Genomic DNA, 26250 nt, shown 5'->3' on the forward strand with positions numbered 1-26250 from the left:
TTTTTGCTATAATAGAGATTGTCATTTTAAAGATAAGGGGTTAGTTATATGAGCAATTCCCGTTCCATTTTATCTCAGCCAGAGTGGCGTATTGTAGATCAGTCTAGTTTGGGACCAACATTCCATGCATTGCAGTCATTCGCAATGGACGACACATTATGCACGAGTATCGGAAATGGTCAATCAGCTGCAACAATGCGTTCTTGGGTTCATCACAATACAATTGTTCTTGGCATTCAAGATTCACGCCTACCGCACTTGGAAGAAGGTATTTCCTTTTTAAAAGAAAACAACTTCAATGTTATCGTTCGTAATTCTGGCGGACTTGCAGTCGTACTTGATGAAGGTGTGTTAAACGTATCGCTTTTATTCCAAGAGACGGAAAAAGGTATCGATATTGATCTTGGATACGATACAATGTGGCATTTAATTCAGGAAATGTTAAAGGATTACGATGTTACAATTGAGGCAAAAGAAATCGTTGGTTCTTACTGCCCTGGTAGCTACGATTTAAGTATTCGCGATCAAAAATTTGCTGGTATTTCACAGCGCCGTATTCGCGGTGGTGTCGCTGTCCAAATTTATCTCTGTGCTACAGGAAGTGGCTCTGAACGTGCCGCACTCGTTCGTGATTTCTACAACCTAGCCATTCAAGGAGAAGAAACACGCTTTACTTATCCTGAAATTGTACCGAGTACGATGGCTTCACTTTCAGAATTACTTGGCGAAACCATTACAGTACAAGATTTAATGATGCGCCTTTTAAAAACATTGCAACAATTCGCTCCAAAGTTAACACCATCTCAATTAACAATAGATGAAATACCTTTATATGAGACGAATTTACAACGTATTATTGATCGTAACAATAAAGCACTTGGCTTAGAAAAATAAAGACCGTCGCTATTTTAGCGACGGTCTTTATTTCAATTCGTTATAGAATTAAAGTGCTTGAGCTGCTGTAATTAAAGCTAACTTGTACACTTCTTCTTCGTTACATCCACGAGATAGGTCGTTTACAGGCATGTTTAAACCTTGTAAGATTGGTCCTACTGCTTCGAAGTTACCTAAACGTTGAGCGATTTTGTAGCCGATATTACCAGCTTCTAAGCTTGGGAATACGAATACGTTAGCATCACCTTTAATTGTAGAACCTGGAGCTTTTTTCTCAGCTACAGATGGTACGAATGCAGCATCGAATTGGAATTCTCCATCTAGAGCTAATTCTGGAGCCATTTCTTTTGCAATGCGAGTTGCTTCTACAACTTTTTCTGTTTCTGGAGATTTCGCAGAACCTTTTGTAGAGAAGCTTAACATAGCAACGCGTGGATCAATGCCGAATAGTTCAGCAGTTTTCGCACTTTCGATACCAATTTCAGCTAAATCTTGGCTATTTGGTGCAATGTTAATTGCACAATCAGCGAATACATATTTCTCTTCTTCACGTACCATGATGAATACGCCAGAAGTTTTTGTAACGCCTGGTTTTGTTTTAATGATTTGAAGTGCTGGACGAACTGTATCAGCTGTAGAGTGAGCTGCACCACTTACTAAACCGTGTGCTTTGCCCATGTATACAAGCATTGTACCGAAGTAGTTTTCGTCTTTAAGGATTTTGCGAGCGTCTTCTTCAGTTGCTTTACCTTTACGGCGTTCAACGAAAGATGCTACCATTGCATCCATTTCTTCGTATGTAGCTGGATCGTAAATATCAACGCCTGCTAATGTTAAATTCATGCTAGCAGCTTTTGCGCTAATTTCTTCTTTATTACCAACTAAGATTGGTTTTACTAACTCTTCTTTTGCTAAACGCTCTGCAGCGCCTAAAATTCTTTCATCAGTTCCTTCAGGAAGTACGATAGAAATGCCTTTTCCTTGAACTTTTTCTTTTACTGTTGTAAATAAGTTGCTCACGAATAAACCCTCCTACATATGTTAAAAAAACTCTATCTTTAAGAATACTTCTTTTCCTCTATATTTTAAACTTATAGCTCCCAAAAAATAGATAAAATAAAAATGATTATATTTTCATAAAATTCAGCTGTTAAATTCACCTTGCTTAAACACTTAAATGTGACAATTTTATGCGCCAAGGTTTTATATAGATGATTTTAAAACTATATATGCTATAGTTAACGTGTAAAACTATCATTAACTGAGGTGAATAGAATGAGTGAAGCAACAACAACGTTAGATGGCTGGTATTGTTTACATGATTTACGTTCTATTGATTGGGCTGCATGGAAAACATTATCTAGCGACGAACGCGGACAAGCTGTGTCTGAATTTTTAAATGTCGTTGAAAAATGGAACGACGTAGCTGCTGCAAAAAAGGGCAGTCACGCAATGTATACAGTTGTTGGCCAAAAAGCTGATATTATGCTTATGATTTTACGTCCAACAATGGAAGAGTTAAATGAAATTGAGACAGAATTGAATAAAACAACTTTAGCTGAATATATGGTTCCTGCATACTCTTACGTATCTGTTGTTGAACTAAGCAACTACCTTCCAGCTGATGAAGATCCATACCAAAATCCACAAATCTTAGCTCGCTTATATCCTGAGTTACCGAAAGCAAATCATATTTGCTTCTATCCAATGGACAAGCGTCGCCAAGGTGATGACAACTGGTACATGCTTCCGATGGAGGAACGTAAGAAAATGATGTACAGTCATAGTAAAATTGGTCGCCAGTATGCAGGTAAAGTACGCCAAGTTATTTCAGGATCTGTTGGATTCGACGATTTTGAGTGGGGCGTAACATTATTCGCTGACGATGTTCTTCAATTTAAAAAACTTATATATGAAATGCGCTTCGATGAAGTAAGTGCTCGTTATGGTGAATTCGGAACATTTTTCGTTGGAAACATTTTACCAGACGAAAAGGTAGAGAAATTTTTACACATATAAACCGTGAAAAAGGAACGAAATTCGTTCCTTTTTTTATTCCCCTCTATATTTCTCCTCAAAAAACTTCTTTTTTCCGCAAATTTGAACAAAAATCGACAAATCCCTTCTAAATACCTTACAAAATTGTAACCTTTCTATATCCAAATTTATGCTAAAATGGTACGAGCTATATGCTAATAACGATGCGAAGGTGATAATGTATATGAAGAAAATCTTTTCTATTTTACTAGCGTTTCTATTGTCAATTTCTTCCTTAGGAGTAACAACATCCCATGCGGAAGAAAAAATACACATTGAGGCAGCTGCTGCACTTCTATTTGATGCAGATACAGGAAAAATACTGCATGAACAAAATCCAGATGAATTACTAGCTATCGCTAGTATGTCAAAATTAATTGTTGTTTATGCCGTGTTAGAAGCAATTAAAGAAGGAAAAATCACTTGGGATACAAAGGTAAATATTTCCGATTACGCTTATGAAGTTTCACGTAATAATGAATTCTCTAACGTGCCGTTCGAAAAAGGACGTCAATATACTGTAAGAGAACTATATCATTCTATCGTTATCTTCTCTGCAAACGGATCTAGTATTGCCTTAGCAGAACTTCTTGCAGGAAGTGAGAAAAACTTCTTAAATCTTGCAAATGAACATGCAAAAAAACTAGGGTTAAAGAAATATAAATTTGTAAACGCTACTGGTTTAAATAACGCTGACTTAAAAGGAAAACACCCTGAGGGTACTGATCCAAGTGCAGAAAACTCTATGTCAGCTCGCGATATGGGTATACTTTCAAAAGCAATGATTACAAAGTATCCAGAAATGCTAGAGGATACAAAACAAAGATTTAGAAACTTCCCAGATAATCATCCGAAACCAATTCGTATGGAAAACTGGAACTGGATGTTACCAGGAGCTGCTTTCGCTTATGAAGGTACTGATGGTTTAAAAACCGGAAGTTCTGATACAGCCGGATACGGATTTACTATTACTGCTAAACGTGGTGATGTACGTCTTATTTCGGTTATTATTAAAACAAAATCAATGGACGAGCGCTTCACAGAATCTCGTGAGTTAATCGAATACGGGTTTAATAACTTCGAAAAACAAAAACTAAAGGTCGATAAAAACAATACACTCTCTGTCGTACAAGGGAAAGAAGATCAAGTAACTGTTGCACCGGAAAAAGAAATAACCGTAATTGCGAAGAAAGGTAGCAAAAATCCTTATAAAATTGGGACTGAAGTTGATAAATCTCTTGCTGAAGATGGTCATTTAGTTGCTCCTATTAAGAAGAATGCTAAAGTAGGTTCGATTACTTTAGAATCAACTGATAAATATGGTTTCTTAGACGGTAATAAAAGTATGAAGGTTACCGCAAAAACGACAGAAGAAGTTGAAAAAGCAAATTGGTTTGTGTTAACAATGCGCTCTATCGGTGATTTCTTCTCAAATTTATGGTCTAAAGTTTTTTAATAAAAAAGCTGGCTCACGCTAGCTTTTTTTATTTTCCACTCCCAATGTAAAACTTCGTTTGGTTGTCATATCTGAGCCCTTTTCCTCATACGTATGAACTAGTAATTGTTACACACTTCATCTAGAGATAAACCTCTTTCCACAAGGTATTCCAAAAAGAGAGGTGACACATAATGGGCGTTATCGCATATAACGAAGAAGATGTAAAGTTATTAGCTAGACTTATGCGTGCTGAAGCTGAAGGAGAAGGACAACAGGGGATGTTAATGGTTGGGAATGTTGGGGTAAATCGTGTCCGCGGAAATTGTTTAGATTTTAAAAAAATACGTAATTTGCGGCAAATGGTTTATCAAAATCCTGGCGGTTTTGAGGCAACTCAAAAGGGATATTTTTATCAACGCGCAAGAGAACAAGATATCGCATTAGCAAGACGAACAATTCAAGGACAACGCTTTTGGCCTGCCAACTTTGCCTTATGGTTTTTTAGACCGGAAGGCCCTTGTCCACCAACTTGGTATAACCAGCAAAACTCTGGTCGCTTCAAAAAGCACTGCTTCTTCCAGCCAAATGCTGGGGATTGCCCTAGCATATATTAAGGAATGAAAACAAGGAGGGATTTTTGAATGGCACAGCAACAAAATCCGTATTACGGAACAGGTTTCTATCAACCATCTGGAACTTACGTACAACCGCAACAAATGACCCCACAGCAACAGCAACAACAGCAAGCAATGCAACAACAAGCTGCGCAAGCTCAATATGCTGTTTCTCAAGGCATGTTACCTCTAGAACAGTCATATATTGAAAATATTCTTCGCTTGAACAAGGGCAAGCAAGCCACAGTTGTAATGACTTATGAGCGTGGTAGTTCACTCGGTACACAATCCTATACGGGTATTATCGAAGCGGCTGGTCGTGATCATATCGTAATTAGTGAGCCACAATCAGGGAAACGTTATTTATTATTAATGATTTACTTAGATTATGTAGAATTCCCAGAAGAAATTATATATTTACCTAGTCAACAAGCAACTTATGCTCCAAGATCATAAAAAAGCTGGCATATGCCAGCTTTTGTTCTTTATAGCCCTTTTACAACTGCAGTTCCAACTAAGATCCATGCCACGATAAACGCGACACCACCAAGAGGTGTAATTGGACCAAAAAACTTAATCCCTGTTGTGCTTAACGCATACAGACTACCTGAGAACATAATAATCCCAGCTACCATAAGCCAACCAGCAGTAGTTAAAAGTGATGATTGAATCTTATCCATCAATAATGCAACTACGAATAGCCCACCTGCATGGAACATTTGATATGTAACACCTGTTTTCCAAACTTCTAACATTTTTGCAGAAATTTTATTTTCTAAACCGTGTGCTCCAAATGCTCCTAACGCAACAGATAGCCCCGCTGCAATACAACCTAGTAAAAAGAAAATTTTCATCTTAATTCCCCTTTTTTACCTTTATCATAAGCAATTTTTACATATAAGCCAAACGATTTATCTTCTAAAAATCAAATAAAGAATTACCGTTTGCATCACTTTCTTTTATATATACTGGTTCTCCAGAAACCGGTGCGATTGGTTGCATCGTTACTGGCTGTGATCCAATTATTTGTGATTGAATTTGCGGCTCTCTATACGTAGAAGATTCAACTTGCTCATCTAATAATAAATCGCATAAAGCTCGTACAACTAATAAATGCTCTTTTGATTTTTGTCCTTCACTACTTTTTGCCTTTGCAATTTCATTCGCCATTTTATTTAAAATCTTATCGCTTGATATTTGCATTCCTTATCACCTCGTACTTTGTAGTTCTTTCTCAAATTGTCCCAGCTTCTCTACTGAACCAAATACTATTATCATATCATGTTCTTGCAACTTTTCCTGCCCCGTTGGATTATGTATAACATTCCCATTTCTTAAAATCGCTAAAATTGTTACATCAAATTGATTTCTAACATCACTCTCTAATAATGATTTATTAGCTAAAATAGAGCCCTCACCGACTGCAATTTCTTCAATTACAAATGATTGTTCCACACCATACAGTACTGTATCAATATAATGAACTGTTAGCGGATTCGCAATGCCTTTTGCAATATGAATGCCGGCCATACTAGATGGATTAATCACCTTATTTGCCCCAGCCCTCTTTAACTTGTCTTCGGTTTCTGGTTTTTCTGCTCTTGCCACAATTTTAATTGCATCGTTTAATCCTCTTGCTGTTAATGTAATAAATACATTTTCAGCATCATTTGCTACGATGGCAACTAAACCAGCTGCCTTTGAAATTCCAGCATGGTGTAACACTTTGTCTTCCGTTGCATCTCCATGTACATACAAAAGTTTTTCCTTCTCTAATATGCTTTCATCTTTATCCACGACGACAAATGGGATCTTCTTTTCTTGCAATTCATGTACAACTTGTAGCCCTACTCTACCGCAACCACATACGATAATATGATTTTGTAACTGTGCTATTTGTTTATCCATCTTCTTCCTCCGTACTGCATGAAATAAATTCCCTTCAATAATCATAGCTGCCACTACACCAATTGCATACGTAACAATACCAACGCCAACTGGTATGATAAGGAGCGCAAATACTTTTCCTGCATGTGTTACAGGAATGGCGTCTCCGTATCCAACCGTTAATACGGTAATCATCGTCATCCAAAATGCTTGAAATAAACTAATCTCTTCAATTGTCATAAATCCTAATGTTCCTAGAATTACAACAAAAGTCATACATATAACTGCTATCCATAATTGTTTACGTGCATTCATATCGTGTTTCAACTCTTTTCTCTATCTACAATCTTTGCCAGTGGAAATGAAATACGTATATACTAGATACGGAATCTATGAAAGAGGTTGATATAATGAAGACATTTCTTTCCGCCTTACAATGGGCACTATTTATTTTAGCTGGAAGCCTTATTGTACCAATTAGTGTCGCAACTAGTTATGGCCTAGATGGTGCTGAAGCTATTGCATTCGTACAGAGAACATTATTTGTTCTTGGCTTTGCTGGCTTATTGCAAGCTATATTTGGACATAAACTTCCTATTCAAGAAGGTCCTGCAGGCCTTTGGTGGGGCATTTTCTCCCTTTATGCAAGTTTAGGCGTCGTATTATTTGGATCTAGCAATGAAACGCTTAAAGTCCTTCAGTACGCTTTCCTATTAAGTGGTATCATTTGTATTATTCTTAGCGTTTTGGGACTCATCGATAAACTAGTTCGCTATTTTACACCGACAGTCATTGGAACGTATTTATTTCTTCTTGTCGCACAACTTAGCGGGGCCTTCTTAAAGGGAATGTTTGGTCTTGACGGACAACATACAGAAGTACAAGCTGACGTATTTATTCTTTCACTCATTGTTATTTTACTATCCTTTTTCATTATGAAGCTACCTATTATCGGACAATATTCTGTTCTTTTCAGTATCGTTTGCGGCTGGATATTATTCGCATGCTTCGGATTATCTAATCCAATAACACCTGTGACAGACATAATCCGTCTGCCCTCTTTATTTGTTTTCGGCATGCCTCGCATTGAATGGAACATGGCCATTACGGTCGTTTTCGTTACATTATTACTTCTAACAAATATGTTAGCAAGTATTCGTGTTGTGCAAAAGGTTGTCTCTAAATATGAAGAAAATGCTGCATCAGATCGTTTCAAACAAGCCGGCATCATAACAGGGATCAATCAATTACTAGGCGGTCTATTCTCAGCTATTGGGCCTGTCGCCATTTCTGGATCAGCAGGTTTTATTGCAACGACTAATATTTATAAGCGACTCCCATTTATGTTAGGATCAAGCTTTATTATTGTCGTTAGTATATTCCCAAAGATTACTTCATTCTTTGCAGCAATCCCAGTTGCAGTTGGTTATGCTGCTATCTATCCTGTATTTGCAAGTATGATTGGTCTAGCTTTCCGTGAATACGACACAGTACAAAATAAAGAACGATTATTTAAAGTAGCGGGTCTTTCCATCTTTACAGGAGTCGGGGTTATGTTTGTCCCAGCAGGAGCATTTTCTACGCTCCCACCATTTCTAGCATCATTTTTAAGTAACGGCCTCGTTCTTGGATCTGTAATGGCAATTCTGCTCGAAATACTATTTTCTCGTTCTACAGAGAAACAACTATCGTAAATTGGAAAACTTCCATTATTGCACTCTACCTGTAGAGTTGTTACGATAAATTATCATGGGCAATACACCCATGATAATTTATCCACTTCTTTCCTAAGAAGTTCGATGTCTTACTATTATTCCTTAATATCTTCATTAACATGTAATTTAAATAAAGAAGGGAACTTTCAATATGACTTATAAAATGATTGTTTTAGATTTAGATGATACGTTATTACGTGATGACCATACTATTTCACCTCGTACGAAAGAAGCTCTAATGACTGCGCAAGAGCAAGGAGTAAAAGTTGTACTTGCTTCTGGACGTCCAACGTTTGGTATGCGCAATGTAGCGAAAGAACTTCGTTTAGAAGAATACGGAAGCTTCATTCTATCTTTTAATGGCGCAAAAATTATTAACTGTAAAACAAACGAAGAAATCTTTAGTAGTACGCTATCTCCTGAAATCGTTCACAACTTATTTGAAATTAGTAAAACTGAAGATGTATGGATTCATACTTATATTGGTGATGATATCGTAACAGAAGAAAATAATCCTTATACTGAAATTGAGGGCGATATTACTGGTATGCCAATTGTTGTAGTAGATGACTTTAAAGCTGCTGTTAAAGAGCCTGTAGTAAAGGTATTAATGAATAAAGAAGCTGAACGCCTTGTTGAAGTAGAAAAGAAACTACAAAAACAACTAGAAGGACAATTAAGCGTTATGCGTTCTAAACCATTCTTCTTAGAATTTACTGAAGCTGGTGTTACAAAAGGAACGAGCTTAAACCAATTAATCCAAAAGCTTGGCATTAAGCGTGAAGAAGTTATCGCAATGGGCGATAGCTATAACGATCAGGCGATGATTGAATTTGCTGGTCTTGGTGTTGCAATGGGCAATGCACCTGATGATATTAAGGAAATTGCAAACTATGTAACAGATACAAATATGAACGATGGCGTTGCAAAAGTTGTAGAGAAGTTCGTACTAAAAAGAGAAGCGCTTGTTTAATATTTCCACCCATAAAACCTATTTGAAGTCAAATACTTCAAATAGGTTTTTATTTAAATTACCATGCTTTTGTGACTATATTTTGAACTTTGTACTATTCTCGTAGTGTAAACTTTCTTTTTGTATATAATGAAACAAAATAGACTATTTTATTTTGAAAAAGAATACAAATTTACTATAAACAAGCATATGTTAAAGGAGGCTACTTCATGTTATCTACACCAATCGGACGATTAAGAGCAATCGGCTTAATTGAGGGGATTTCTTTCCTATTACTATTATTTGTAGCAATGCCATTAAAATATTTCGCAGGATTTGCAACAGCTGTTAAAATTACAGGCATGGCTCACGGCGTTCTATTTATTCTATTCATCTTCGCAGTAATTCAAGTAACAATCGTACACCGTAAGTCAATTGCATGGGCACTTGGGGCATTCGTTTCATCAGTTATCCCATTTGGTACGTTTGTACTGGATGCAAAATTAAAGAACGAGCAACAATAATAAAAAGGTAGTTAACGACTGTTAACTACCTTTTCTATTTATAAATTTGGAATTTCCCAATCAATTTCTCTTTCGCCCATATTAGCTAAAATCGTATTTACTTTAGAATACGGCTTACTACCAAAGAAACCACGTCTTGCTGATAGTGGGCTTGGATGTACAGATTCGATAATGTGGTGCTTCGTATTTGTAATTAATTTTTTCTTCGCCTGTGCATGGCGTCCCCACAATATGAAAATAACTGGCTTTTCACGTTCATTTAATAGCTCAATTACGCGATCTGTGAAATGCTCCCATCCTTTTCCCTTATGAGAATTTGCTTCACCTTGTCGAACTGTTAATACAGTATTTAATAATAAAACGCCTTGCTCTGCCCACTTTACTAAATAACCGTTATTTGGAATATCATACCCATATTCATCTCGAAGTTCTTTATACATATTTAACAACGACGGTGGCGTTTTAATACCAGGTTGCACAGAAAAGCTTAAACCATGCGCTTGATTTGGTCCATGATATGGATCTTGTCCTAAAATAACGACCTTTGTATTTTCATAACTTGTATACTCTAGAGCGTTAAAAATATCTTCTTTCTTTGGGTAAACAACATGTGTACTGTACTCTTCTTTCAAAAAATCAGCTAGCTTACGATAATATTCTTTCTCAAATTCTGGTGCCAATAATGGCCCCCAATCATTTTTTAAAACATTTTCCATGCTTTCACTTCCCGTCTAATTAATTCACCATATCCTGTTTTGTAAATACTACAAATGAAATGATAAGGGAAACAACTGCCCAAACCGTTAAATTCATTAAAGAAAACTCCATCGATAAACCTTGTAATGCAGGTAGTTTTCCTGATAGATAATCTGTTAACGATAAATTCACACTAAAAATATATTTCGCACCTTCCCAAGATGTTGCGAACGAGCTTAAAATACCGCCTGCAATTAATGCAGCTAGCATAACACCCATACCAGCTGGTGTATTACGAATTAAAACAGAGACCATAAATGATATAGTTCCGACAACGATAGCAACAAACCAAGCTAATCCATACGCCATCAAGATATATTGCCATTGCGGAATAAGATGTACAAAATTCGTATTTAACGTTTCCTTATCAATAACAAATCCTGTTAACACAGGTAAATTCCATCCCGAGTATCCAAATACAAGCCCTGATAATACGTAAGCAAACACAGCTACAAGAAGCAGTATGAGCGAAATGAAAAATAACATCGTTACGTATTTACTAAGGAGTATTTTCCAGCGCCGAATCGGCCGCGTAAGTAACATCTTCATCGTTCCATCACTTCGTTCTCCTGAAACAATATCAATGGCGACAATCATTACGAGAAGCGGAATAAATAATGTAATTCCTTGCTCAATAAACGCCCTTACAAAAGTTGGTGCGCCCGGTGCCATTGGATTAATATCATGATCTAAATAATATTGTTGCTGCTCTACTCTTACCTTTAACCAATCACGCCATTCTTCTGGCAATCTAGAGTTGTTCAAACGGTTTTGAGAATCAACAATTTGTTGCTGCAGCGAAACTTTCCAATCCGTTGTACCTAGCCTTTTTTGTGTCGTTTCTATTTCACGATACTGCGCATACACGAAGAGCGGGATTAAGATTGCTAAAATAAGCATGACAACAAAAATACGCTTCTTACGATAAATCTTCTCCGATTCGTTTAAAACTAGATTCGCAAATTCACGCATGCTGCTCACCCCTTGTGAGTTCAATAAATAAATCTTCTAGCGTAAACACAAGCTCTTTAACACTATGTACATCTATCCCGTTTTCTACAAAGGTTTTATTCCAATTACTTATAGATGAAATATGCATCCGGCATAGTAATCGATTACCTTCTATACTCACTTCTCTTACTTCCTTAGCATCTTCTAGCATATCCTTTGCCTTAGAAATTGGTGTAACAATCCATTCTACGCGATCACTTGCTGTTTTAATTAACTCTTCAACCTTGGCAACTGTTATCATTTTTCCTTTATGAATAATGGCCACACGATCGCATATCATTTGTACTTCGCTTAGCAAATGACTTGAAATAAACACGCTCATATTTTCTTCTTTGACAAGCTTATGTATAAATTCCCTAAGCTCTCTAATCCCTGCTGGATCTAAACCATTTGTTGGTTCATCTAATATGAGTAGTTTTGGATTTCCAAGAAGCGCTTGCGCAATTCCAAGTCGTTGTTTCATACCGAGTGAGTATGTTTTTACCTTATCATGAATTCTTTCATCTAAATGAACCATGTGAGCAATTTCAATAATACGTTCATCTGATATACCACCTAACATACGAGCAAATTGTTTTAAATTTTCCCATCCCGTTAAATATGTATACAACTCTGGGTTTTCAACGATACTCCCAATTTGACGCATCGCTTCTCTAAAATTTTCCTTAATCGAATAACCACCGATAGAAATCGTACCTTCTGTCGCCTTAATCAATCCGACTAACATTCGAATGGTAGTCGTCTTTCCAGCGCCATTCGGTCCTAAGAACCCGAACACTTCTCCTTGCTTTACATCAAAGGAAATATTCTCTACAAGAGTCTTCTTTCCAATTACCTTCTTCAAGTCTCGTACGGAAAGTATCGTCGTCATTTTACCCCTCCTTGTTCTAGCTTTAATTTACTTACAACATTTTGAACTAATCGGTCCGCCATATATGTATACCCTACTTCATTCGGATGGAAATGATCGGAGTATAATAAATCTTTCCCACGGTTTTGGAATAAATCAAATGTCGGTGTAATATACACATTTTTATTATTTATCGCTAACTTTTCTAAAGATGCATTCCAATCTACAACAATGTTTGAAGACCCTTTTAAATCTTCTACATCTTCAAAAGGATTGTATAAACCAAGCCAAAAAATCGGACTATCTGTATTTAATTTACGAATTTCTTCTATAATTTTCTTTGCTTCATTTTGAAACGTTTCTGTGTCAGGACGATACGTCTCTAAATCTATTTTCCCAAGCGATTCCCAACCGGGAAATAGATCATTCCCTCCAATCGTTAAAACGATTACATCTGCTTGCTTAATTGAATATTGAGCGCCACTACTCTCAATTTGTTTTAATAAGTCAGGCATTTTCGCACCACTAACCGCTAAGTTAGTTAAGGCCACCTTTTGCTTATAATCTTTTTGTAAATCTTCTTTCATCCGTCCAATATAGCCAATTCCTTCTTTATCACCAACACCACGTGTTAATGAATCACCTAAACTAACGATTTGTAACGTTCCTGTTTTCTTTTTCTCTTTTGCCACTACATCGGTCTTTTTAATTAAATTTGAAGCTTTCGGATTTAATACATCATTTACACCTGAAACAAAGCCATATGCAAATAAACAGAAAGATGCAATTGTAATGAGTAGAATTACTTTTACTACTTTTGATCTCATATCAAAACCCCTTTTAGCCCTCATAGATTGTCCATAATTATACCAAACGCAATTTTGAAAAGCGATTTTCATACCTTATCTATTATGTTGTTTCCCTTTGTACGAATTCTGGCAATAACTCTACGTGCTTTATATCTATTTGCTCATCATTAATCTTTTCATATAATAATTCAAATGCCTTCACGCCAACATTTTTACTAGAATATGAAATCGTCGTAATGCCTAAAATGTCTGCTACGTCTTGATCATCACAACCGATAATCGTAACATCTTCTGGAATACGAATTCTTTGTTTTTTCGCCTCCGTTACCATTCCCGCTGCAATATGGTTACAAGATACAAGAAACGCAGTTGGCTTCACTGACATACAGGCCCATTCCCTAATTACATTACGCCCGTCTTCCACTGTAAAACAGCCTTTAAACTTCCAGGTCTCTAACGGTGTTACAGCAATCTGTTGAAATGAATCTTCATATGCTTGTTTTCTTCTCTGGCTATTAATGCTATTACTTCTTCCAATGCAATACCCAATACGTGTATGACCGGCATCTATTAAGTTTTTCATCCCTTGTGAAAATACTTTATAGTAATCAACATGTACACTTGAAATGTATTTTGAATCTATTTCCTCACACATAACAATTGGACCAAATTTCGTATATTCTTCAAGCTTTTCCTTACTATTTGCCCGCGAACATATAATAACCCCATCAAGCTTTTTCATTTTTAACATATTCAAAATTTCTAATTCTCTTTCCTCACTATAATTCGTCTGACAAAGCATCATATTATAACTGTTCTTTGCTGTTTCCTTCGATATGCCTTCAATAATAGCGCTATAATATTGATCATTAACGTGCGGTAATAAAACGCCAATTACATTCGTTTTTCCTTTCACTAAATGAATTGCATTCACATTTTGCGTATAATTTAATTCCTCTATAATTGCTAAAATTTCCTTTCGTTTCTGTTCATTCACATAAGGATGATTATTTAGTACACGTGAAACAGTTGAAACAGATACCCCAGCAAGTTCAGCAATCTTTCTTATATTCGTCATCTCATTTTCCCCTTCCCCGCAAAAATTCTCCCTTGACCTGGTAAGCTTTCCACAATATATCCTTTCCTAGCAAATACATTTTGAAAGGATATACAACTATGTTTCGACTCAAATTAGAACATATATTTTTCATTAGCGGTCTACTTATTCTCGCCATCGGCATTAATATGATGACGACAATTACTTCCTTTGGACTTAGCCCTTATGATTCCTTCTTTATTGCACTATATCAAAATTTCGGGATAAGTATCGGTTTTTGGATTTTCATGATTAACTTTGCTTTTACCCTTATCGTACTCTTTTGGAATAAAAAACAAATTACGATCGGTACAATTGTAACAATGGTTCTTATTTCTCTTTTTGTTGATTGGATCGGTTCCATTACAACTATTATGGACGCTATCCGTTCTCTTCCAAAATATATAACACTTATTTGCGGAAATCTATTCGTTGGAGCTGGAATTGGTCTTTACGTCTCTACAAATCTTTGCGCAGCACCTCAAGAAGCTTTCGTTTTAACAGTTGCTGAGAAAAAGAAATGGACATTTAGAAGAACGGAAATTTCGTTAGCATTCTTATTTTTAACATTAAGCTTCTTATTAGATGGACCTATCTATTTTGGGACAATCATTTTATCCTTTACAACAGGCTGGATTATACAAGCATTTATTCAAGTTGGTACGAAGATTTTAAATAGAAAAGAGCCTATTAAGCAAGCTGCTTAATAGGCTCTTTCTGTTTTATGATACGAGATGCTACTTCGCATCTCCTTCAATTCGATAGTTTGCTTTCAAACAATCTATTTCTTCATACCCTTGCAACGTATGTAGAATATAATCATAATCAGCAAGAGAAGCACGATGCGTTACAATTACAATTTCAGCTTTTCCTTTCTCTTCAAGTGGCATTTGAATAATTTTTTCAAAGCTAACGCCACGCTCAGAGAATAACGAAGTAATTTTTGCAAATACACCAATTTCATCTTTCACATGAAGTCTTAAAAATTTCTTCACAACAATTTCGTCTGGCTCTTTTAATACTTTTTGATATTGCGGGACTACAGCACTATTTCCTGTTACCCCTAATCTAATATTTTGCATTACAGCTACTAAATCAGAAACAACAGCTGTTGCTGTCGGTAAACTCCCTGCACCTGGTCCATAAAACATCGTTTCTCCAACTGCTTCACCATACACATATACAGCGTTATATTCGTTTTGCACGGCCGCAAGAGGATGTGTATTTGGTAGTAATGTCGGTTCAACTGTAACCTCTAATTTTTCACCATCTCGCTTCGCAAGACCGATTAATTTAATCGTGTACCCTAAACTCTTACTGTATTCAATATCTTCCTCTGTAATAGAAGTAATCCCTTTTACCTTCACATCTCCAAGCTCTACATTTGTAGAGAAACCAAGAGTAGCCAAAATCGTCATTTTTCTTGCTGCATCTAAACCTTCTACATCTGATGTTGGATCTGCTTCTGCAAATCCAAGTTGCTGGGCTTCTTTTAACACGTCGTTATATGCTCTCCCTTCATCTGACATTTTCGTCAAAATAAAATTTGTCGTTCCATTTACAATTCCCATTACTTTCGTAATAAGATCTGAAGAAAGTCCTTCTACGATACTTCTTAAAATCGGAATTCCTCCGGCTACACTTGCTTCATAAAACAAATCTGCTTTATTATCTTTTGCTACCGCTAATAGTTCCGCCCCATGTAACGCCATTAAATCTTTATTAGCAGTCACAACATGCTTCCCGCTTTGTAAAGCTTGTAAAATATATGATTTTGCATCATCAATGCCACCCATTACTTCGATGACAACGTCAATATTTGGATTATCTAAAATTTCATGTGCATCTTGTGTTAATAGAGTAGAAGGTACCTCTACTTCTCTCTCTTTTTCAATATTTTGTACTAGTACTTTCGTTACTTTCACAGGACAACCTACTTGGTGTATAAGCCGCTCTTGATGATCTGTAATGATACGAACTACACCGCTACCAACTGTCCCAAGACCTAATAAACCAACTTGAATTTCTTTCATAATACTGTCCACCCCTCAAAAATTGTGTTTAGATGAAATTATATGAGTAAAAAATCTGAAAAACAATGTTTTTCGAACATTCGGAAAAATACAAGTTAATCTTTACAAAGAAAACGTTGCCACGTGCGACACAATCTTTTTTTATAATACATAAGGGGTTTCTTGATACACGTAATAATTCAGCCAATTAGAGAATAATAGATTCCCATGGCTCCTCCACCGTACAAGCGGCTTCTCATTTGGATTATTATGTTTAAAATAGTTTTTCGGCACATCAATATTTAACCCTTTGTCACGATCTCGTTCGTATTCTTGCTTTAACGTATCACAACTATATTCACTATGACCGAGCGCAAACACTTGTCTTCCTTCTTGCCCAATAACAAGATGAACGCCCGCTTCCTCAGAGTTGGCTAATAACGTTAACTCCTTCACTTCTCTAATGTCACTCTCTCGTACTTCCGTATGACGAGAATGCGGGGCAAAAAATAACTCATCAAACCCTTGTAACAATTTCACATGTTGCTCACGAACTTCATGTTCAAATACACCAAACATTTTTTCCTTAAGAGGATACTTTTGAACGCCATAATGATGATACAAACCAGCCTGTGCCCCCCAGCAAATATGAAGCGTAGATGTTACATTCGTTTTTGAATACTCCATAATACGTTTAAGCTCTTCCCAATAATCTACCTCTTCAAAAGAAAGGGTTTCAACTGGTGCTCCTGTAATAATGAGTCCATCAAATTTCTCATTCTCAATATCACGGAATGTTTTATAGAAACTCGTTAAATGTTCCTGTGCGACATTACGAGACAAATGCGATTCCATATGAAGTAAATGAACATCTAATTGCAACGGTGTATTTCCAATTAAACGAAGTAATTGCGCTTCTGTTTCTTGCTTTGTAGGCATTAAATTTAATATAGCAATTTTCAATGCCCGGATATCTTGTGTTTCTGCTCGCTCTTTTGTCATTACAAAAATATTTTCCTCCTGCAACACTTTGCGAGCTGGCAAATCTTTATCAATTATGATCGGCATGTTGTTTGCCTCCGACTAGCGCTGCTTCTAAATCTGCAATAATATCCGAAACATCTTCTATACCAACTGATAAACGAATTAAATCTGATGTGACGCCAGCTAAGCGCTGATCTTCGGCACTTAATTGTCTATGCGTTGTACTAGCAGGATGTATAACGCAAGTTCGCGCATCAGCCACATGCGTTACGAGAGTTGCTAGTTTTACATTTGCGATAAATTCTTTTGCTGCTTCTAATCCTCCCTTAATGCCGAATGTTAAAACACCACTAGCACCTTTTTTCAAATACTTTTGTGCTAACGAGTAATTTTCATTACTATTTAATCCCGGATAGTTCACCCATTCAATACGTTCATGATCAGCAAGCCATTTAGCAACTGCAAGAGCATTTTCACTATGACGCTCCATTCGTAAATGCAATGTTTCTAAGCCGATATTGCTAATATACGCATTAAATGGGCTCATACAGTTTCCGTAGTCTCTTAATAATTGAACACGTGCCTTCACAATATAAGCTGCTGCACCAAAATTTTGAACGTAACTTACGCCGTGATAACTTGGATCCGGTTCAACTAGTTCAGGATATTTCCCGTTTGTCCAATCGAAGTTCCCTCCGTCAATTACAATGCCACCTAACGAACTTGCATGCCCATCAATATATTTCGTCGTAGAATGAACGATAATATTTGCTCCATGTTCAAATGCTTGGCATAAATAAGGAGTTGCTAATGTATTATCCACGATAAAAGGTACTTCCAACTCTTTCGCTGCATCTGAAAGTTCTTTGAAATTTAAAACATTCATCGCCGGATTTCCTAGCGATTCTGCATAAACGAGTTTCGTCTTATCATTAGCAAGGGCCACAATTTCATCAGCAGTTAAATTCGGATTAAAGAATGTAACATCGATACCAAGTTTACGCAAACTCACTCCAAATAAATTAAACGTCCCGCCATAAACTGTGGAAGAACAAAGCAAGTGGTCTCCGCTACTACAAATATTTAAAACAGCAAGCATAATAGCAGCTTGCCCAGAAGCCGTTGCAACAGCTCCTACGCCACCCTCTAAATCTGCTAGCTTTTGCTCAAATGCAGCTAAAGTAGGATTTCCAATACGCGTGTAGATATATCCTTCTGCCTCTAAATTAAATAATGCTGCTAAATCATCCGAAGTATCATATTTATAAGTTGTACTTTGATAAAGCGGTAAAACACGCGGTTCTCCATTCTTTGGCGTATAGCCACCTTGCACACAAATCGTTCCTTTCCCCCATGATTCTCCCATTTCTCATTCTCCTTTCTTTTATACAAAATAAAAAACTGCCCCTTTCCTGAAAACAAGAAAGGAGCAGTTTGAAAACACGCTCTAAAGGCTCTTTCTTATCTTTCAGGATTACTACCTGCAGGATTTGGCACAATTCCGTTATACGGCTGTTGCCAAGGTTTCATCGGGCCTGTCCCTCCACCTTTTCTTGATAAGACTATGCAATTACCGTTGATTTTATAGCAATAATTTCCTAATGTCAATTAGTTTTTCTGAATGTTCTAAATTAAATACAAAGAACTTAATGTACATAACAAAAGAAATATATTCTATATCCATTTGAAAAAGACCTTTTAAAACCTCCGCTTAATTTACTATTACCAATGCTTGGGGCAGCTACTATCGGAAATGCATTTCCACTTCCAAAACATAACGAAACTACAAATTAAAAAAATAGGCAGTGTGGACAAAAGTTCCACTGCCTATTCTCATTACACATGTTGCTTCAATAATGCATATAACTCCTCAAAATTATGCACTTCATATGTCGGTATAATCCCACTATCATTTAATTTCCTTTCTGGATTAAACCAACAAGTATCAATTCCCGCTACATATCCACCTTTCATATCAGCGCTTAACGAATCCCCAATAATGAGCCCTTCTTCAGGCACAAAGTTAGGAATCCTTTCAAAAACATAATCAAAATACTCTTTCATCGGCTTTTGATAACCTGTATCTTCAGAAACGAAAATATCTTGAAACAAGGCATGTAACCCTGCATTACGTAATCGTTTATCTTGCGTCTTAGAAATACCGTTTGTCACTATATATAAATCGTACTCACTTTGAATTTGATTTATAAATTGTAAAGCACCTTCCATGAGCTGATTTCCTTCTTCTAAGTAACTGCGATAATTATTTTCGAATAATATCCCATCTACTTCTTCCCCGTATTCTTTAAACAAAATTGAAAATCGTGTATTTACAACTTCATCACGATTTATTTCACCTTCTTCAAAAGCAGTCCAAAGACTTTTATTAATTTTTTTATATTGCGCTTCAATCTCGCTAGTTAGAGACATCCCTTTCTCTTCAAAAAGCATACGTAATGCCGATTTTTCTGCCTTTTGAAAATCCAACAATGTATCATCTACATCGAATAATAATGTTTTATATTTTTTCATAAGCCCTTCACACTCTCTTTTCTACAAAAACAAATTTACGTAAATCGTATCATTCTTTCTTGTAAAAATAATAGGAGATATCTCATACTAAACATGAGGTGAAAACATGAAAGTCAGCAGAAATAGCGAAGAAATCTCTCATTACATACAAACTTACAATTTCCATACTCTTTTTTCTTTTGATATCTTACCGTATGCTGAACTACATTCCTTTCAGAAGAGAGAAAAGATATGTAATGAAGGGGTCGATGTTCCTTATCTTTATTACTTAATTTCTGGGAAAGCAAAAATATATATGAGTCACAAAAACGGAAAGGTCTCCTTGATTAACTTTATTCAGGCACCTTCGTTCATTGGGGAATTAGGATTAATTGGCGTAGAATCTGTTACGAAAACGGTGGAAGTAATTGAAGATTGTATATGCTTAGCGCTTCCTCTTAAAGATTGTCAGCATCTTTTGTTACAAGATGCTACCTTTCTACAGAAACTATGCAAATTTATCGGTGAGAAAACCATTACCCGAACAGAAAGTTATGCTAAAAATAATAGTTATCCGTTCGAAAATCGATTAGCGGCGTTTATTCTATTAACAGAACAAAATAACAGTTATATAGAAAAACATACTGAGGTTTCGGAATACTTAAATGTTAGCTACCGTCACCTTTTATATGTATTAAACCAATTTTGCCAACAAAATTACTTAAAGAAAGATGGAAGAACCTATTACATACAAGATCGAATTCAGTTAGAAAAACTAGCTGACGAACTTAAAATATAAAAAAGTAGCATTAACGTTTATCTGTTAATGCTACTTTTTTGAGTGACGATTCTATTTTCAATTAAAATTTACTTGCTACTTTAGCTGCTTCTTCAAGACCAGCTGCAATGATTTCTTCTGCTTTATCTGGGAATTGGTTATGTCCTTCAATAACTACTGTTTCCATGTTTGTTGCGCCGAAGAAGCCCATCATGCTTGCTACATATTTAACAGCCATTTCTACTTCTGCTGCTGGACCTTCAGAATATACACCGCCGCGCGCGTTTAATAATGCAATCTTCTTATCTCCAATTAGACCAACTGGACCTTCTGGCGTATATTTAAATGTTTTACCAGCTCGGTTTAAATAATCAATATATGTGTGTAATACTGCTGGAATCGTTAAGTTCCATAATGGGAAACCGAAAACGACTTTATCAGCTTCTAGGAATTGATTTAAATACTTATCAGCAACTGCTACTGCTTTTGCTTCCTCTTCAGTTAAATCAAACCCTTTACCAGCTTTGAATGTACCATTAATCATATCTACGCCTACATATGGTAATTCTTCTTTATATAAATCAAGTTCTACTACTGTATCGTTTGGATGCGCTTCTTTGTAACTTGCTAAAAACGCTTCATATAATTTTACACTAACTGCTTGTTCCGCTGGACGGTTGTTTGCTTTTACGAATAAAACTTTTGTCATTATGTTTTCCTCCTAGTACTAACTCTTCTGTTGTTATATGCTTTCAAAAAAGGTATCCCTTGTAATTGTTGTTTTGTTGCTTACAAACATATTTTATCTTTATATAAAGACAATTTCGTCCTCACATAGACGTATTTTTCCATAAAAAAAGTCCACCTTCTAAAGGCGAACTAGGTCTTACGACTTTCGTCTTATACAATTCCATTTTTCACTGCATATAATGCTGCTTGCGTACGATCAGATAAATTCAACTTACTCAAAATACTACTTACATGAGCTTTTACCGTTTTTTCCGTAATAACTAAAACAGAAGCGATTTCTTTATTACTCATCCCTTTCGCTAATAGCTGCAATACTTCATTTTCTCTCGCTGTTAACACGCCCACTTGAATAGAAGGCTCTTCTTCCTTTTCTTCTACAGGTAATGTTTGAGAGAGAAGAGCATTTGCTATATCAGGATGTAATTGAATATTACCTTTATATGCACTTCGAATAGCCTCAACAAGCTGATCCGGTTCTACATCTTTCAAAATATACCCGCTTGCTCCAGCCCTTAATGCTGGTAACACATGCGCCTGATCAGAAAAGCTAGTTAATACAATTACTTTCACATCCGGATATTCTTTTTTAATACACGCTGTCGCCTCAACACCATCCATTTCGGGCATATATAAATCCATTAGTACAACATCAGGATTCGTCTCCCCTACTTTCATTAGTGCCTCTTTCCCATTACTTGCTTCTCCAACTAACTCTATATCTTCCTGTGTACTTAAGAAAAATGCTAATCCTTTTAAAACGACTGTATGATCATCAACTAACAATACTTTTATTTTCACAAACTTCCCTCATTTTCACATCATAATGGTACGTTTACTTTTACACTTGTCCTTTTCTTATCACTTACAATTTTAATTGTTCCACCGACTAATTCTACTCTTTCTCGCATCGTAGTCATGCCAAGTGATTTCTTCTCTTTTATATCCTTTTCTACAAAGCCGGTTCCTTGATCGACTATTTCTAATGATACATTCTTCTCCGTCACTTTGAAATAAATCGTCGCTTCTCTAACATTTGCATGCTTACTTACATTATTTAAAGCTTCTTGTCCAATTCTCCATAGCGCTTCCTCTACTACGCGTGGCAAATCACGGACACCTGTAACTTGTTCTCGAATTTTCAATCCCAAACTTTCACCATATTGCTTTAAAGCTGGTAATAATCCTTTCTCCAAACCCGCTGGACGTAATTGCCAAATTAACGTCCTCATTTCTTTTAAAGCTCCTTGCGCTAGTTCACGCATGTCATGCAAAGATCGATCCACTTTTTCGTTTTGACCTTTTAAAACCGCCTCAGCGCCTTTTGTCATAAAGGTTAACGAAAATAGCTTTTGTGAAACAGAGTCATGTAAGTCCCTTGCTAATCGATTTCTTTCTTCCATTCGTACGAGTTCACGTCGTTGCTCATTTAACCTTAAATTTTCTATCACGAAAGAAATATGATTTGTTATTGCTTGAAGTACATCTAACGTATTTACATCAAATTCACCATTATTTGAACTAACACATAAAACACCAAATATGTGAGTTTGAATCTGTATTGGGGTGGCGATAACCGTCCTATTAGAGGCTACCTTATGACTGATTTGATCGTTTAATAAAATAGGTTCACCTTTTTCTAACGCTTCTTTCGCTGCTTCTTTTATATCCTCGTGCCATTCTTCCTGGCAATAAGATGCCCGCAAGGATAATTCTTTCTCTTCCCTAATAAAGAATGCGACTTGATTCCACTGAAACACTTCACCTAATTGATTTACAACTTTTTCAGGCAATATATTAAATTGATGAATCGTTCTTAAAACTTGAATAAATCGTTCTAATTTCACATAATAATGCGCTCTTCGCTTTTCATTTTCATATAACTTTGCTCGTTTTAAAGCCGTTCCAATTTGGAAGGCAACTGATTGAAGCAATACTAATTCTTCTTCTGAAAAATGTGTTTTACCTGGGCTTGCCACATTTAACAAACCAAATTTCTCTCCTCCAGCCTTTAAAGGAACCGTAGCATGATGAAGAATTCCTTCTGTATCTCCCCAATTATATTCAATTGCATTATTAATTCTTTTACATTCAATAATATTAACAGCTCGTTCTAATTTTCCATCCACAAAGCCACGTAAACACCAACATTCTCCTTCACACATCGGACGTTTGTTTTCATACGTAAGTGCCTCTGGTAATTGATAATCAATTAATTTTGTATACCTACCATTTTCATCCGCAAGAAATATCCATCCTGTCGTTAAACCTGTTACACTCAGCAATTTTTCTAGCACTGCTTGCAATACATGATATGTATCATTTGATGTATTTAGTGTTTCTGCAATCTCTTTTAATATAACTAATTCATTTGTACGATTCTCTTGAAACATAATTCGTCTCCTACATACAAGATTTTACATAGTTCCTAACATAAATCATCTACTTTTCACTTTGTACTTATTCGTAACATTGATATAATGGTGAAAACATAGTTTTCATTATATCACCTGAGGGGGCTTTTCATAATGACATTAAATAAAGCACTTACTATCGCTGGTTCTGACACAAGTGGCGGTGCTGGTATACAAGCAGATTTAAAAACATTCCAAGAACTTGGTGTGTACGGAATGACATCTCTTACGACAATCGTAACGATGGATCCACATAACGGTTGGGCACATAACGTATTCCCAATCCCAGCTTCTACATTAAAACCACAATTAGAAACAACAATTGAGGGCGTTGGCGTAGATGCTTTAAAAACAGGTATGCTTGGATCAGTAGAAATTATTGAAATGGTTGCAGAAACAATCGAAAAACATAATTTCAAAAATGTAGTAGTTGACCCTGTTATGGTATGTAAAGGTGCTGATGAAGCATTACATCCTGAAACGAATGATTGCTTACGTGACGTTCTTGTTCCAAAGGCATTAGTTGTAACACCAAACTTATTTGAAGCTTACCAATTAAGTGGCGTAAAGATTAATTCTCTTGAAGACATGAAAGAAGCAGCGAAAAAGATCCACGCTTTAGGTGCGAAATACGTCCTAATTAAAGGCGGTAGCAAGCTTGGTACGGAAACTGCAATCGACGTCCTATATGATGGAGAAACATTCGACCTTCTAGAATCAGAAAAAATTGATACGACAAATACACACGGCGCAGGTTGCACATATTCTGCTGCAATTACAGCAGAACTTGCAAAAGGAAAACCTGTGAAAGAAGCAGTAAAAACTGCTAAAGAATTTATCACAGCTGCTATCCGTTATTCATTCAAGATCAACGAATACGTAGGCCCAACACATCACGGTGCATATCGTAAATTCGTTGTATCAAAAGAGCTTGTCTAACCTATAAATAAAAACACCCACAGAGTGTGTATTTTCCCTCTCTGTGGGTGTTTTTATTTATAAGCTCTTCTGGTCATCTTATCTTTAAGATGCAGAACTAACCTGATTTCTACCATTTCTTTTGGAGTAATATAATGCATCATCAGCAGCTTGAATAAATTGCTCTGGTGATTGTTCATATACTGAAACGCCTACTGAAACTGTAATTTTTATTTTTGTTCCATTTAACAATTCGAATGAATAGTTTTCAACAGCTGTGCGAACTTTTTCCCCCGTATGCATTCCGTAAGCTAATCCCTTCTTTGGTATCAAAAGCGCGAACTCTTCTCCACCTTTTCGAAAGGACAAATTTGGGAACGGTGAAACTTCCCTTAAAATACTACCTATTTGTTTTAACACTTCGTCTCCCGCAGGATGCCCGTACGTATCGTTTACAGACTTGAAGTGATCAATATCTATAAATAGTAAACAAAGTGAATCATTTTTCGTGCGCTTATTACTAATATGATGATTCATTTCTAAATCAAACTGCCTTACGTTTCCTAAACCTGTCAATGCATCTATCGTTGCATATTGCTTCATCTTTTGAAATAACTCATTGGATTGCAATACATAATTTGCGCTTATAAATGTGATATATGCCGCTACACTACTACAAACTAAATATAATGCTACTATAGACATATCTTTAAATAACATAGAAAGTGGCACTATTAAAATAGATAAACTATATACATTAAACCAGATCCACCTTATAAATATAGAAGCTTTCATTCGCCAAATAAAAATAATTCCAACACCTATCAACACAATAGTATAACAAGCCAATTCAGAGGCTAAAGAGTAATCGGTTAAAAATAATCGGGTAATTAAAATAATCGTAACTGTTATACTACTAGCTATCGGACCTCCAATTATAATTGCCAAAATAACAGCTAAATAGCGTAGATCTAACATAATATCCCCAATATGTACGCCAAAGTACATCAACAGTACACTTAATATTCCAGTAAAAATACCTACTACACATTTCTGCCAAAAAGAGAACTCTTCTTTTAACGGTTTATCTCTTAAAAGCTGACCTCCAATAAAAATAAAGGAAAGAATAATTGTTGTGTTTACAAATAAGTCCCTTAACATAAAATAATCTCCCTACTTTTCTATCTATCCCTTTCCTTATTTTATTGTATACGAAATCCCTATAATTCCCAAAGATTTTTATTTATTTTTTGCTGTTCCACGTGAAACAGCAAAAAATAAAAAGGACGAAAATTCGTCCTTT

The 26250-nt window shown here is 36.0% G+C and carries 28 protein-coding genes and 1 riboswitch; of the genes, 11 read left to right on the forward strand and 17 right to left on the reverse strand.

Annotated features, from left to right (window positions below; genetic code table 11):
• The first annotated feature begins 48 nt into the window (after nt 1–48).
• Nucleotides 49–894, forward strand: a complete 846-nt coding sequence (lipL, locus tag MR147_RS14195) for an octanoyl-[GcvH]:protein N-octanoyltransferase (RefSeq protein WP_000071956.1) — start codon at nt 49–51, stop codon at nt 892–894.
• Between the two features lie 48 nt (nt 895–942).
• On the opposite strand, the gene pta is transcribed toward lipL, so the two are convergent.
• On the reverse strand, nt 943–1914 hold the full coding sequence (gene pta, locus MR147_RS14200) for a phosphate acetyltransferase (protein WP_000067214.1): 972 nt from the start codon (nt 1912–1914) through the stop codon (nt 943–945).
• 255 nt (nt 1915–2169) lie between these two features.
• On the opposite strand from pta, the gene hemQ reads away from it, so the two are divergent.
• The 4 genes from hemQ to gerQ all read left to right on the forward strand — a co-directional run bounded on the left by hemQ (nt 2170) and on the right by gerQ (nt 5439).
• Nucleotides 2170–2913, forward strand: coding sequence for a hydrogen peroxide-dependent heme synthase (gene hemQ / locus MR147_RS14205; RefSeq protein ID WP_001287585.1), 744 nt, complete (start codon nt 2170–2172; stop codon nt 2911–2913).
• A 196-nt stretch (nt 2914–3109) separates the two neighbouring features.
• Nucleotides 3110–4387 carry a serine hydrolase gene (locus MR147_RS14210; protein WP_175574527.1) on the forward strand — a complete coding sequence of 426 codons (1278 nt, stop codon included), beginning with the start codon at nt 3110–3112 and terminating at the stop codon, nt 4385–4387.
• Nucleotides 4388–4560: 173 nt separating this feature from the next.
• On the forward strand, nt 4561–4983 hold the full coding sequence (gene cwlJ / locus MR147_RS14215) for a cell wall hydrolase CwlJ (protein ID WP_000538159.1): 423 nt from the start codon (nt 4561–4563) through the stop codon (nt 4981–4983).
• Between the two features lie 27 nt (nt 4984–5010).
• Nucleotides 5011–5439 (forward strand): spore coat protein GerQ, encoded by a 429-nt coding sequence (gerQ, locus tag MR147_RS14220; RefSeq protein WP_242304444.1) that lies wholly within the window; start codon nt 5011–5013, stop codon nt 5437–5439.
• A gap of 29 nt (nt 5440–5468) precedes the next feature.
• On the opposite strand, the gene MR147_RS14225 is transcribed toward gerQ, so the two are convergent.
• The 3 genes from MR147_RS14225 to MR147_RS14235 form a co-directional block, all read right to left on the reverse strand.
• Complete coding sequence (locus tag MR147_RS14225) at nt 5469–5837, reverse strand: DUF423 domain-containing protein (protein WP_000688311.1); 369 nt, start codon at nt 5835–5837, stop codon at nt 5469–5471.
• 64 nt (nt 5838–5901) lie between these two features.
• Nucleotides 5902–6186, reverse strand: coding sequence for a YwdI family protein (locus MR147_RS14230; protein WP_001167345.1), 285 nt, complete (start codon nt 6184–6186; stop codon nt 5902–5904).
• Nucleotides 6187–6192: 6 nt separating this feature from the next.
• Complete coding sequence (locus MR147_RS14235; protein ID WP_139302789.1) at nt 6193–7185, reverse strand: potassium channel family protein; 993 nt, start codon at nt 7183–7185, stop codon at nt 6193–6195.
• A gap of 95 nt (nt 7186–7280) precedes the next feature.
• On the opposite strand from MR147_RS14235, the gene MR147_RS14240 reads away from it, so the two are divergent.
• The 3 genes from MR147_RS14240 (at nt 7281) to MR147_RS14250 (ending at nt 10061) form a co-directional block, all read left to right on the forward strand.
• On the forward strand, nt 7281–8564 hold the full coding sequence (locus MR147_RS14240) for a purine/pyrimidine permease (protein WP_001985179.1): 1284 nt from the start codon (nt 7281–7283) through the stop codon (nt 8562–8564).
• 172 nt (nt 8565–8736) lie between these two features.
• Complete coding sequence (locus MR147_RS14245; protein WP_071730699.1) at nt 8737–9558, forward strand: Cof-type HAD-IIB family hydrolase; 822 nt, start codon at nt 8737–8739, stop codon at nt 9556–9558.
• Between the two features lie 209 nt (nt 9559–9767).
• Nucleotides 9768–10061: a DUF3817 domain-containing protein gene (locus tag MR147_RS14250; protein WP_000953389.1), complete on the forward strand. Its 294-nt coding sequence runs from the start codon at nt 9768–9770 to the stop codon at nt 10059–10061.
• A 38-nt stretch (nt 10062–10099) separates the two neighbouring features.
• Here the strand turns inward: MR147_RS14250 and MR147_RS14255 are convergent, their stop codons facing one another.
• Genes MR147_RS14255 through MR147_RS14275 form a run of 5 tightly spaced genes read right to left on the reverse strand, consistent with a single transcriptional unit; the run spans nt 10100 to nt 14565 of the window.
• Entirely contained in the window at nt 10100–10777 is a 678-nt protein-coding gene (locus tag MR147_RS14255) for a uracil-DNA glycosylase (RefSeq protein ID WP_000432535.1), read from the reverse strand.
• 19 nt (nt 10778–10796) lie between these two features.
• Nucleotides 10797–11789 (reverse strand): ABC transporter permease subunit, encoded by a 993-nt coding sequence (locus MR147_RS14260; protein ID WP_074608042.1) that lies wholly within the window; start codon nt 11787–11789, stop codon nt 10797–10799.
• Nucleotides 11782–12699: an ABC transporter ATP-binding protein gene (locus MR147_RS14265; RefSeq protein WP_074608040.1), complete on the reverse strand. Its 918-nt coding sequence runs from the start codon at nt 12697–12699 to the stop codon at nt 11782–11784. Before MR147_RS14265 ends, MR147_RS14260 begins: the two co-directional genes overlap by 8 nt.
• The gene (locus MR147_RS14270; protein ID WP_139302786.1) at nt 12696–13577 is read right to left on the reverse strand and encodes an SGNH/GDSL hydrolase family protein; all 882 of its coding nucleotides are present in this window, start codon (nt 13575–13577) and stop codon (nt 12696–12698) included. Before MR147_RS14270 ends, MR147_RS14265 begins: the two co-directional genes overlap by 4 nt.
• Before the next feature lie 10 nt (nt 13578–13587).
• A complete protein-coding gene (locus MR147_RS14275; protein ID WP_074608037.1) occupies nt 13588–14565 on the reverse strand; it encodes a LacI family DNA-binding transcriptional regulator in 978 nt (325 codons plus the stop codon).
• A 98-nt stretch (nt 14566–14663) separates the two neighbouring features.
• On the opposite strand from MR147_RS14275, the gene MR147_RS14280 reads away from it, so the two are divergent.
• Complete coding sequence (locus MR147_RS14280; RefSeq protein WP_074608035.1) at nt 14664–15290, forward strand: YczE/YyaS/YitT family protein; 627 nt, start codon at nt 14664–14666, stop codon at nt 15288–15290.
• A 30-nt stretch (nt 15291–15320) separates the two neighbouring features.
• Here the strand turns inward: MR147_RS14280 and MR147_RS14285 are convergent, their stop codons facing one another.
• From MR147_RS14285 to MR147_RS14300, 4 genes are all read right to left on the reverse strand, one after another.
• Nucleotides 15321–16616, reverse strand: coding sequence for a homoserine dehydrogenase (locus MR147_RS14285; RefSeq protein WP_071730711.1), 1296 nt, complete (start codon nt 16614–16616; stop codon nt 15321–15323).
• Between the two features lie 141 nt (nt 16617–16757).
• Nucleotides 16758–17663 carry a homoserine O-acetyltransferase MetA gene (gene metA / locus MR147_RS14290; protein ID WP_074608034.1) on the reverse strand — a complete coding sequence of 302 codons (906 nt, stop codon included), beginning with the start codon at nt 17661–17663 and terminating at the stop codon, nt 16758–16760.
• The gene (locus MR147_RS14295; protein WP_000504756.1) at nt 17647–18945 is read right to left on the reverse strand and encodes a bifunctional O-acetylhomoserine aminocarboxypropyltransferase/cysteine synthase; all 1299 of its coding nucleotides are present in this window, start codon (nt 18943–18945) and stop codon (nt 17647–17649) included. Before MR147_RS14295 ends, metA begins: the two co-directional genes overlap by 17 nt.
• 92 nt (nt 18946–19037) lie before the next feature.
• A riboswitch (SAM riboswitch) is annotated at nt 19038–19142 on the reverse strand.
• Between the two features lie 273 nt (nt 19143–19415).
• On the reverse strand, nt 19416–20111 hold the full coding sequence (locus MR147_RS14300) for a YjjG family noncanonical pyrimidine nucleotidase (RefSeq protein ID WP_000760172.1): 696 nt from the start codon (nt 20109–20111) through the stop codon (nt 19416–19418).
• Nucleotides 20112–20217: 106 nt separating this feature from the next.
• Between MR147_RS14300 and MR147_RS14305 the strand changes: the two genes are divergently transcribed.
• A complete protein-coding gene (locus tag MR147_RS14305) occupies nt 20218–20889 on the forward strand; it encodes a transcriptional regulator YeiL (RefSeq protein WP_074608032.1) in 672 nt (223 codons plus the stop codon).
• Between the two features lie 61 nt (nt 20890–20950).
• On the opposite strand, the gene MR147_RS14310 is transcribed toward MR147_RS14305, so the two are convergent.
• The 3 genes from MR147_RS14310 to MR147_RS14320 all read right to left on the reverse strand — a co-directional run bounded on the left by MR147_RS14310 (nt 20951) and on the right by MR147_RS14320 (nt 24008).
• Complete coding sequence (locus MR147_RS14310; protein WP_242304447.1) at nt 20951–21577, reverse strand: FMN-dependent NADH-azoreductase; 627 nt, start codon at nt 21575–21577, stop codon at nt 20951–20953.
• A gap of 191 nt (nt 21578–21768) precedes the next feature.
• Nucleotides 21769–22416 carry a response regulator gene (locus MR147_RS14315; protein WP_074608028.1) on the reverse strand — a complete coding sequence of 216 codons (648 nt, stop codon included), beginning with the start codon at nt 22414–22416 and terminating at the stop codon, nt 21769–21771.
• 20 nt (nt 22417–22436) lie between these two features.
• The gene (locus tag MR147_RS14320; RefSeq protein WP_074608026.1) at nt 22437–24008 is read right to left on the reverse strand and encodes a GAF domain-containing sensor histidine kinase; all 1572 of its coding nucleotides are present in this window, start codon (nt 24006–24008) and stop codon (nt 22437–22439) included.
• 135 nt (nt 24009–24143) lie between these two features.
• Between MR147_RS14320 and pdxK the strand changes: the two genes are divergently transcribed.
• Nucleotides 24144–24968, forward strand: coding sequence for a pyridoxine/pyridoxal/pyridoxamine kinase (pdxK, locus tag MR147_RS14325; RefSeq protein ID WP_000174252.1), 825 nt, complete (start codon nt 24144–24146; stop codon nt 24966–24968).
• An 84-nt stretch (nt 24969–25052) separates the two neighbouring features.
• Here pdxK and MR147_RS14330 read toward each other — a convergent pair whose 3' ends face one another.
• Nucleotides 25053–26108, reverse strand: a complete 1056-nt coding sequence (locus MR147_RS14330; RefSeq protein WP_242304449.1) for a GGDEF domain-containing protein — start codon at nt 26106–26108, stop codon at nt 25053–25055.
• Between the last annotated feature and the right edge of the window lie 142 nt (nt 26109–26250).

The sequence above is a fragment of the Bacillus cereus group sp. BfR-BA-01350 genome (assembly GCF_022663775.1).
In the GTDB taxonomy this organism is placed as follows: domain Bacteria; phylum Bacillota; class Bacilli; order Bacillales; family Bacillaceae_G; genus Bacillus_A; species Bacillus_A paranthracis.

Coding starts and splice junctions, on each gene's coding strand:
- hemQ (WP_001287585.1), top strand. CDS start 2,170: ATGAGTGAAGCAACAACAACGTTAGATGGCTGGTATTGTTTACATGAT.
- MR147_RS14295 (WP_000504756.1), bottom strand. CDS start 18,945: ATGGGAGAATCATGGGGGAAAGGAACGATTTGTGTGCAAGGTGGCTAT.
- cwlJ (WP_000538159.1), top strand. CDS start 4,561: ATGGGCGTTATCGCATATAACGAAGAAGATGTAAAGTTATTAGCTAGA.
- MR147_RS14275 (WP_074608037.1), bottom strand. CDS start 14,565: ATGACGAATATAAGAAAGATTGCTGAACTTGCTGGGGTATCTGTTTCA.
- MR147_RS14285 (WP_071730711.1), bottom strand. CDS start 16,616: ATGAAAGAAATTCAAGTTGGTTTATTAGGTCTTGGGACAGTTGGTAGC.
- MR147_RS14225 (WP_000688311.1), bottom strand. CDS start 5,837: ATGAAAATTTTCTTTTTACTAGGTTGTATTGCAGCGGGGCTATCTGTT.
- gerQ (WP_242304444.1), top strand. CDS start 5,011: ATGGCACAGCAACAAAATCCGTATTACGGAACAGGTTTCTATCAACCA.
- MR147_RS14310 (WP_242304447.1), bottom strand. CDS start 21,577: ATGACAAAAGTTTTATTCGTAAAAGCAAACAACCGTCCAGCGGAACAA.
- MR147_RS14270 (WP_139302786.1), bottom strand. CDS start 13,577: ATGAAAATCGCTTTTCAAAATTGCGTTTGGTATAATTATGGACAATCT.
- MR147_RS14210 (WP_175574527.1), top strand. CDS start 3,110: ATGTATATGAAGAAAATCTTTTCTATTTTACTAGCGTTTCTATTGTCA.
- MR147_RS14230 (WP_001167345.1), bottom strand. CDS start 6,186: ATGCAAATATCAAGCGATAAGATTTTAAATAAAATGGCGAATGAAATT.
- MR147_RS14245 (WP_071730699.1), top strand. CDS start 8,737: ATGACTTATAAAATGATTGTTTTAGATTTAGATGATACGTTATTACGT.
- MR147_RS14300 (WP_000760172.1), bottom strand. CDS start 20,111: ATGAAAAAATATAAAACATTATTATTCGATGTAGATGATACATTGTTG.
- MR147_RS14330 (WP_242304449.1), bottom strand. CDS start 26,108: ATGTTAAGGGACTTATTTGTAAACACAACAATTATTCTTTCCTTTATT.
- MR147_RS14265 (WP_074608040.1), bottom strand. CDS start 12,699: ATGACGACGATACTTTCCGTACGAGACTTGAAGAAGGTAATTGGAAAG.
- MR147_RS14320 (WP_074608026.1), bottom strand. CDS start 24,008: ATGTTTCAAGAGAATCGTACAAATGAATTAGTTATATTAAAAGAGATT.
- MR147_RS14280 (WP_074608035.1), top strand. CDS start 14,664: ATGTTTCGACTCAAATTAGAACATATATTTTTCATTAGCGGTCTACTT.
- MR147_RS14250 (WP_000953389.1), top strand. CDS start 9,768: ATGTTATCTACACCAATCGGACGATTAAGAGCAATCGGCTTAATTGAG.
- MR147_RS14255 (WP_000432535.1), bottom strand. CDS start 10,777: ATGGAAAATGTTTTAAAAAATGATTGGGGGCCATTATTGGCACCAGAA.
- MR147_RS14305 (WP_074608032.1), top strand. CDS start 20,218: ATGAAAGTCAGCAGAAATAGCGAAGAAATCTCTCATTACATACAAACT.
- pdxK (WP_000174252.1), top strand. CDS start 24,144: ATGACATTAAATAAAGCACTTACTATCGCTGGTTCTGACACAAGTGGC.
- MR147_RS14240 (WP_001985179.1), top strand. CDS start 7,281: ATGAAGACATTTCTTTCCGCCTTACAATGGGCACTATTTATTTTAGCT.
- MR147_RS14235 (WP_139302789.1), bottom strand. CDS start 7,185: ATGAATGCACGTAAACAATTATGGATAGCAGTTATATGTATGACTTTT.
- MR147_RS14260 (WP_074608042.1), bottom strand. CDS start 11,789: ATGCGTGAATTTGCGAATCTAGTTTTAAACGAATCGGAGAAGATTTAT.
- lipL (WP_000071956.1), top strand. CDS start 49: ATGAGCAATTCCCGTTCCATTTTATCTCAGCCAGAGTGGCGTATTGTA.
- metA (WP_074608034.1), bottom strand. CDS start 17,663: ATGCCGATCATAATTGATAAAGATTTGCCAGCTCGCAAAGTGTTGCAG.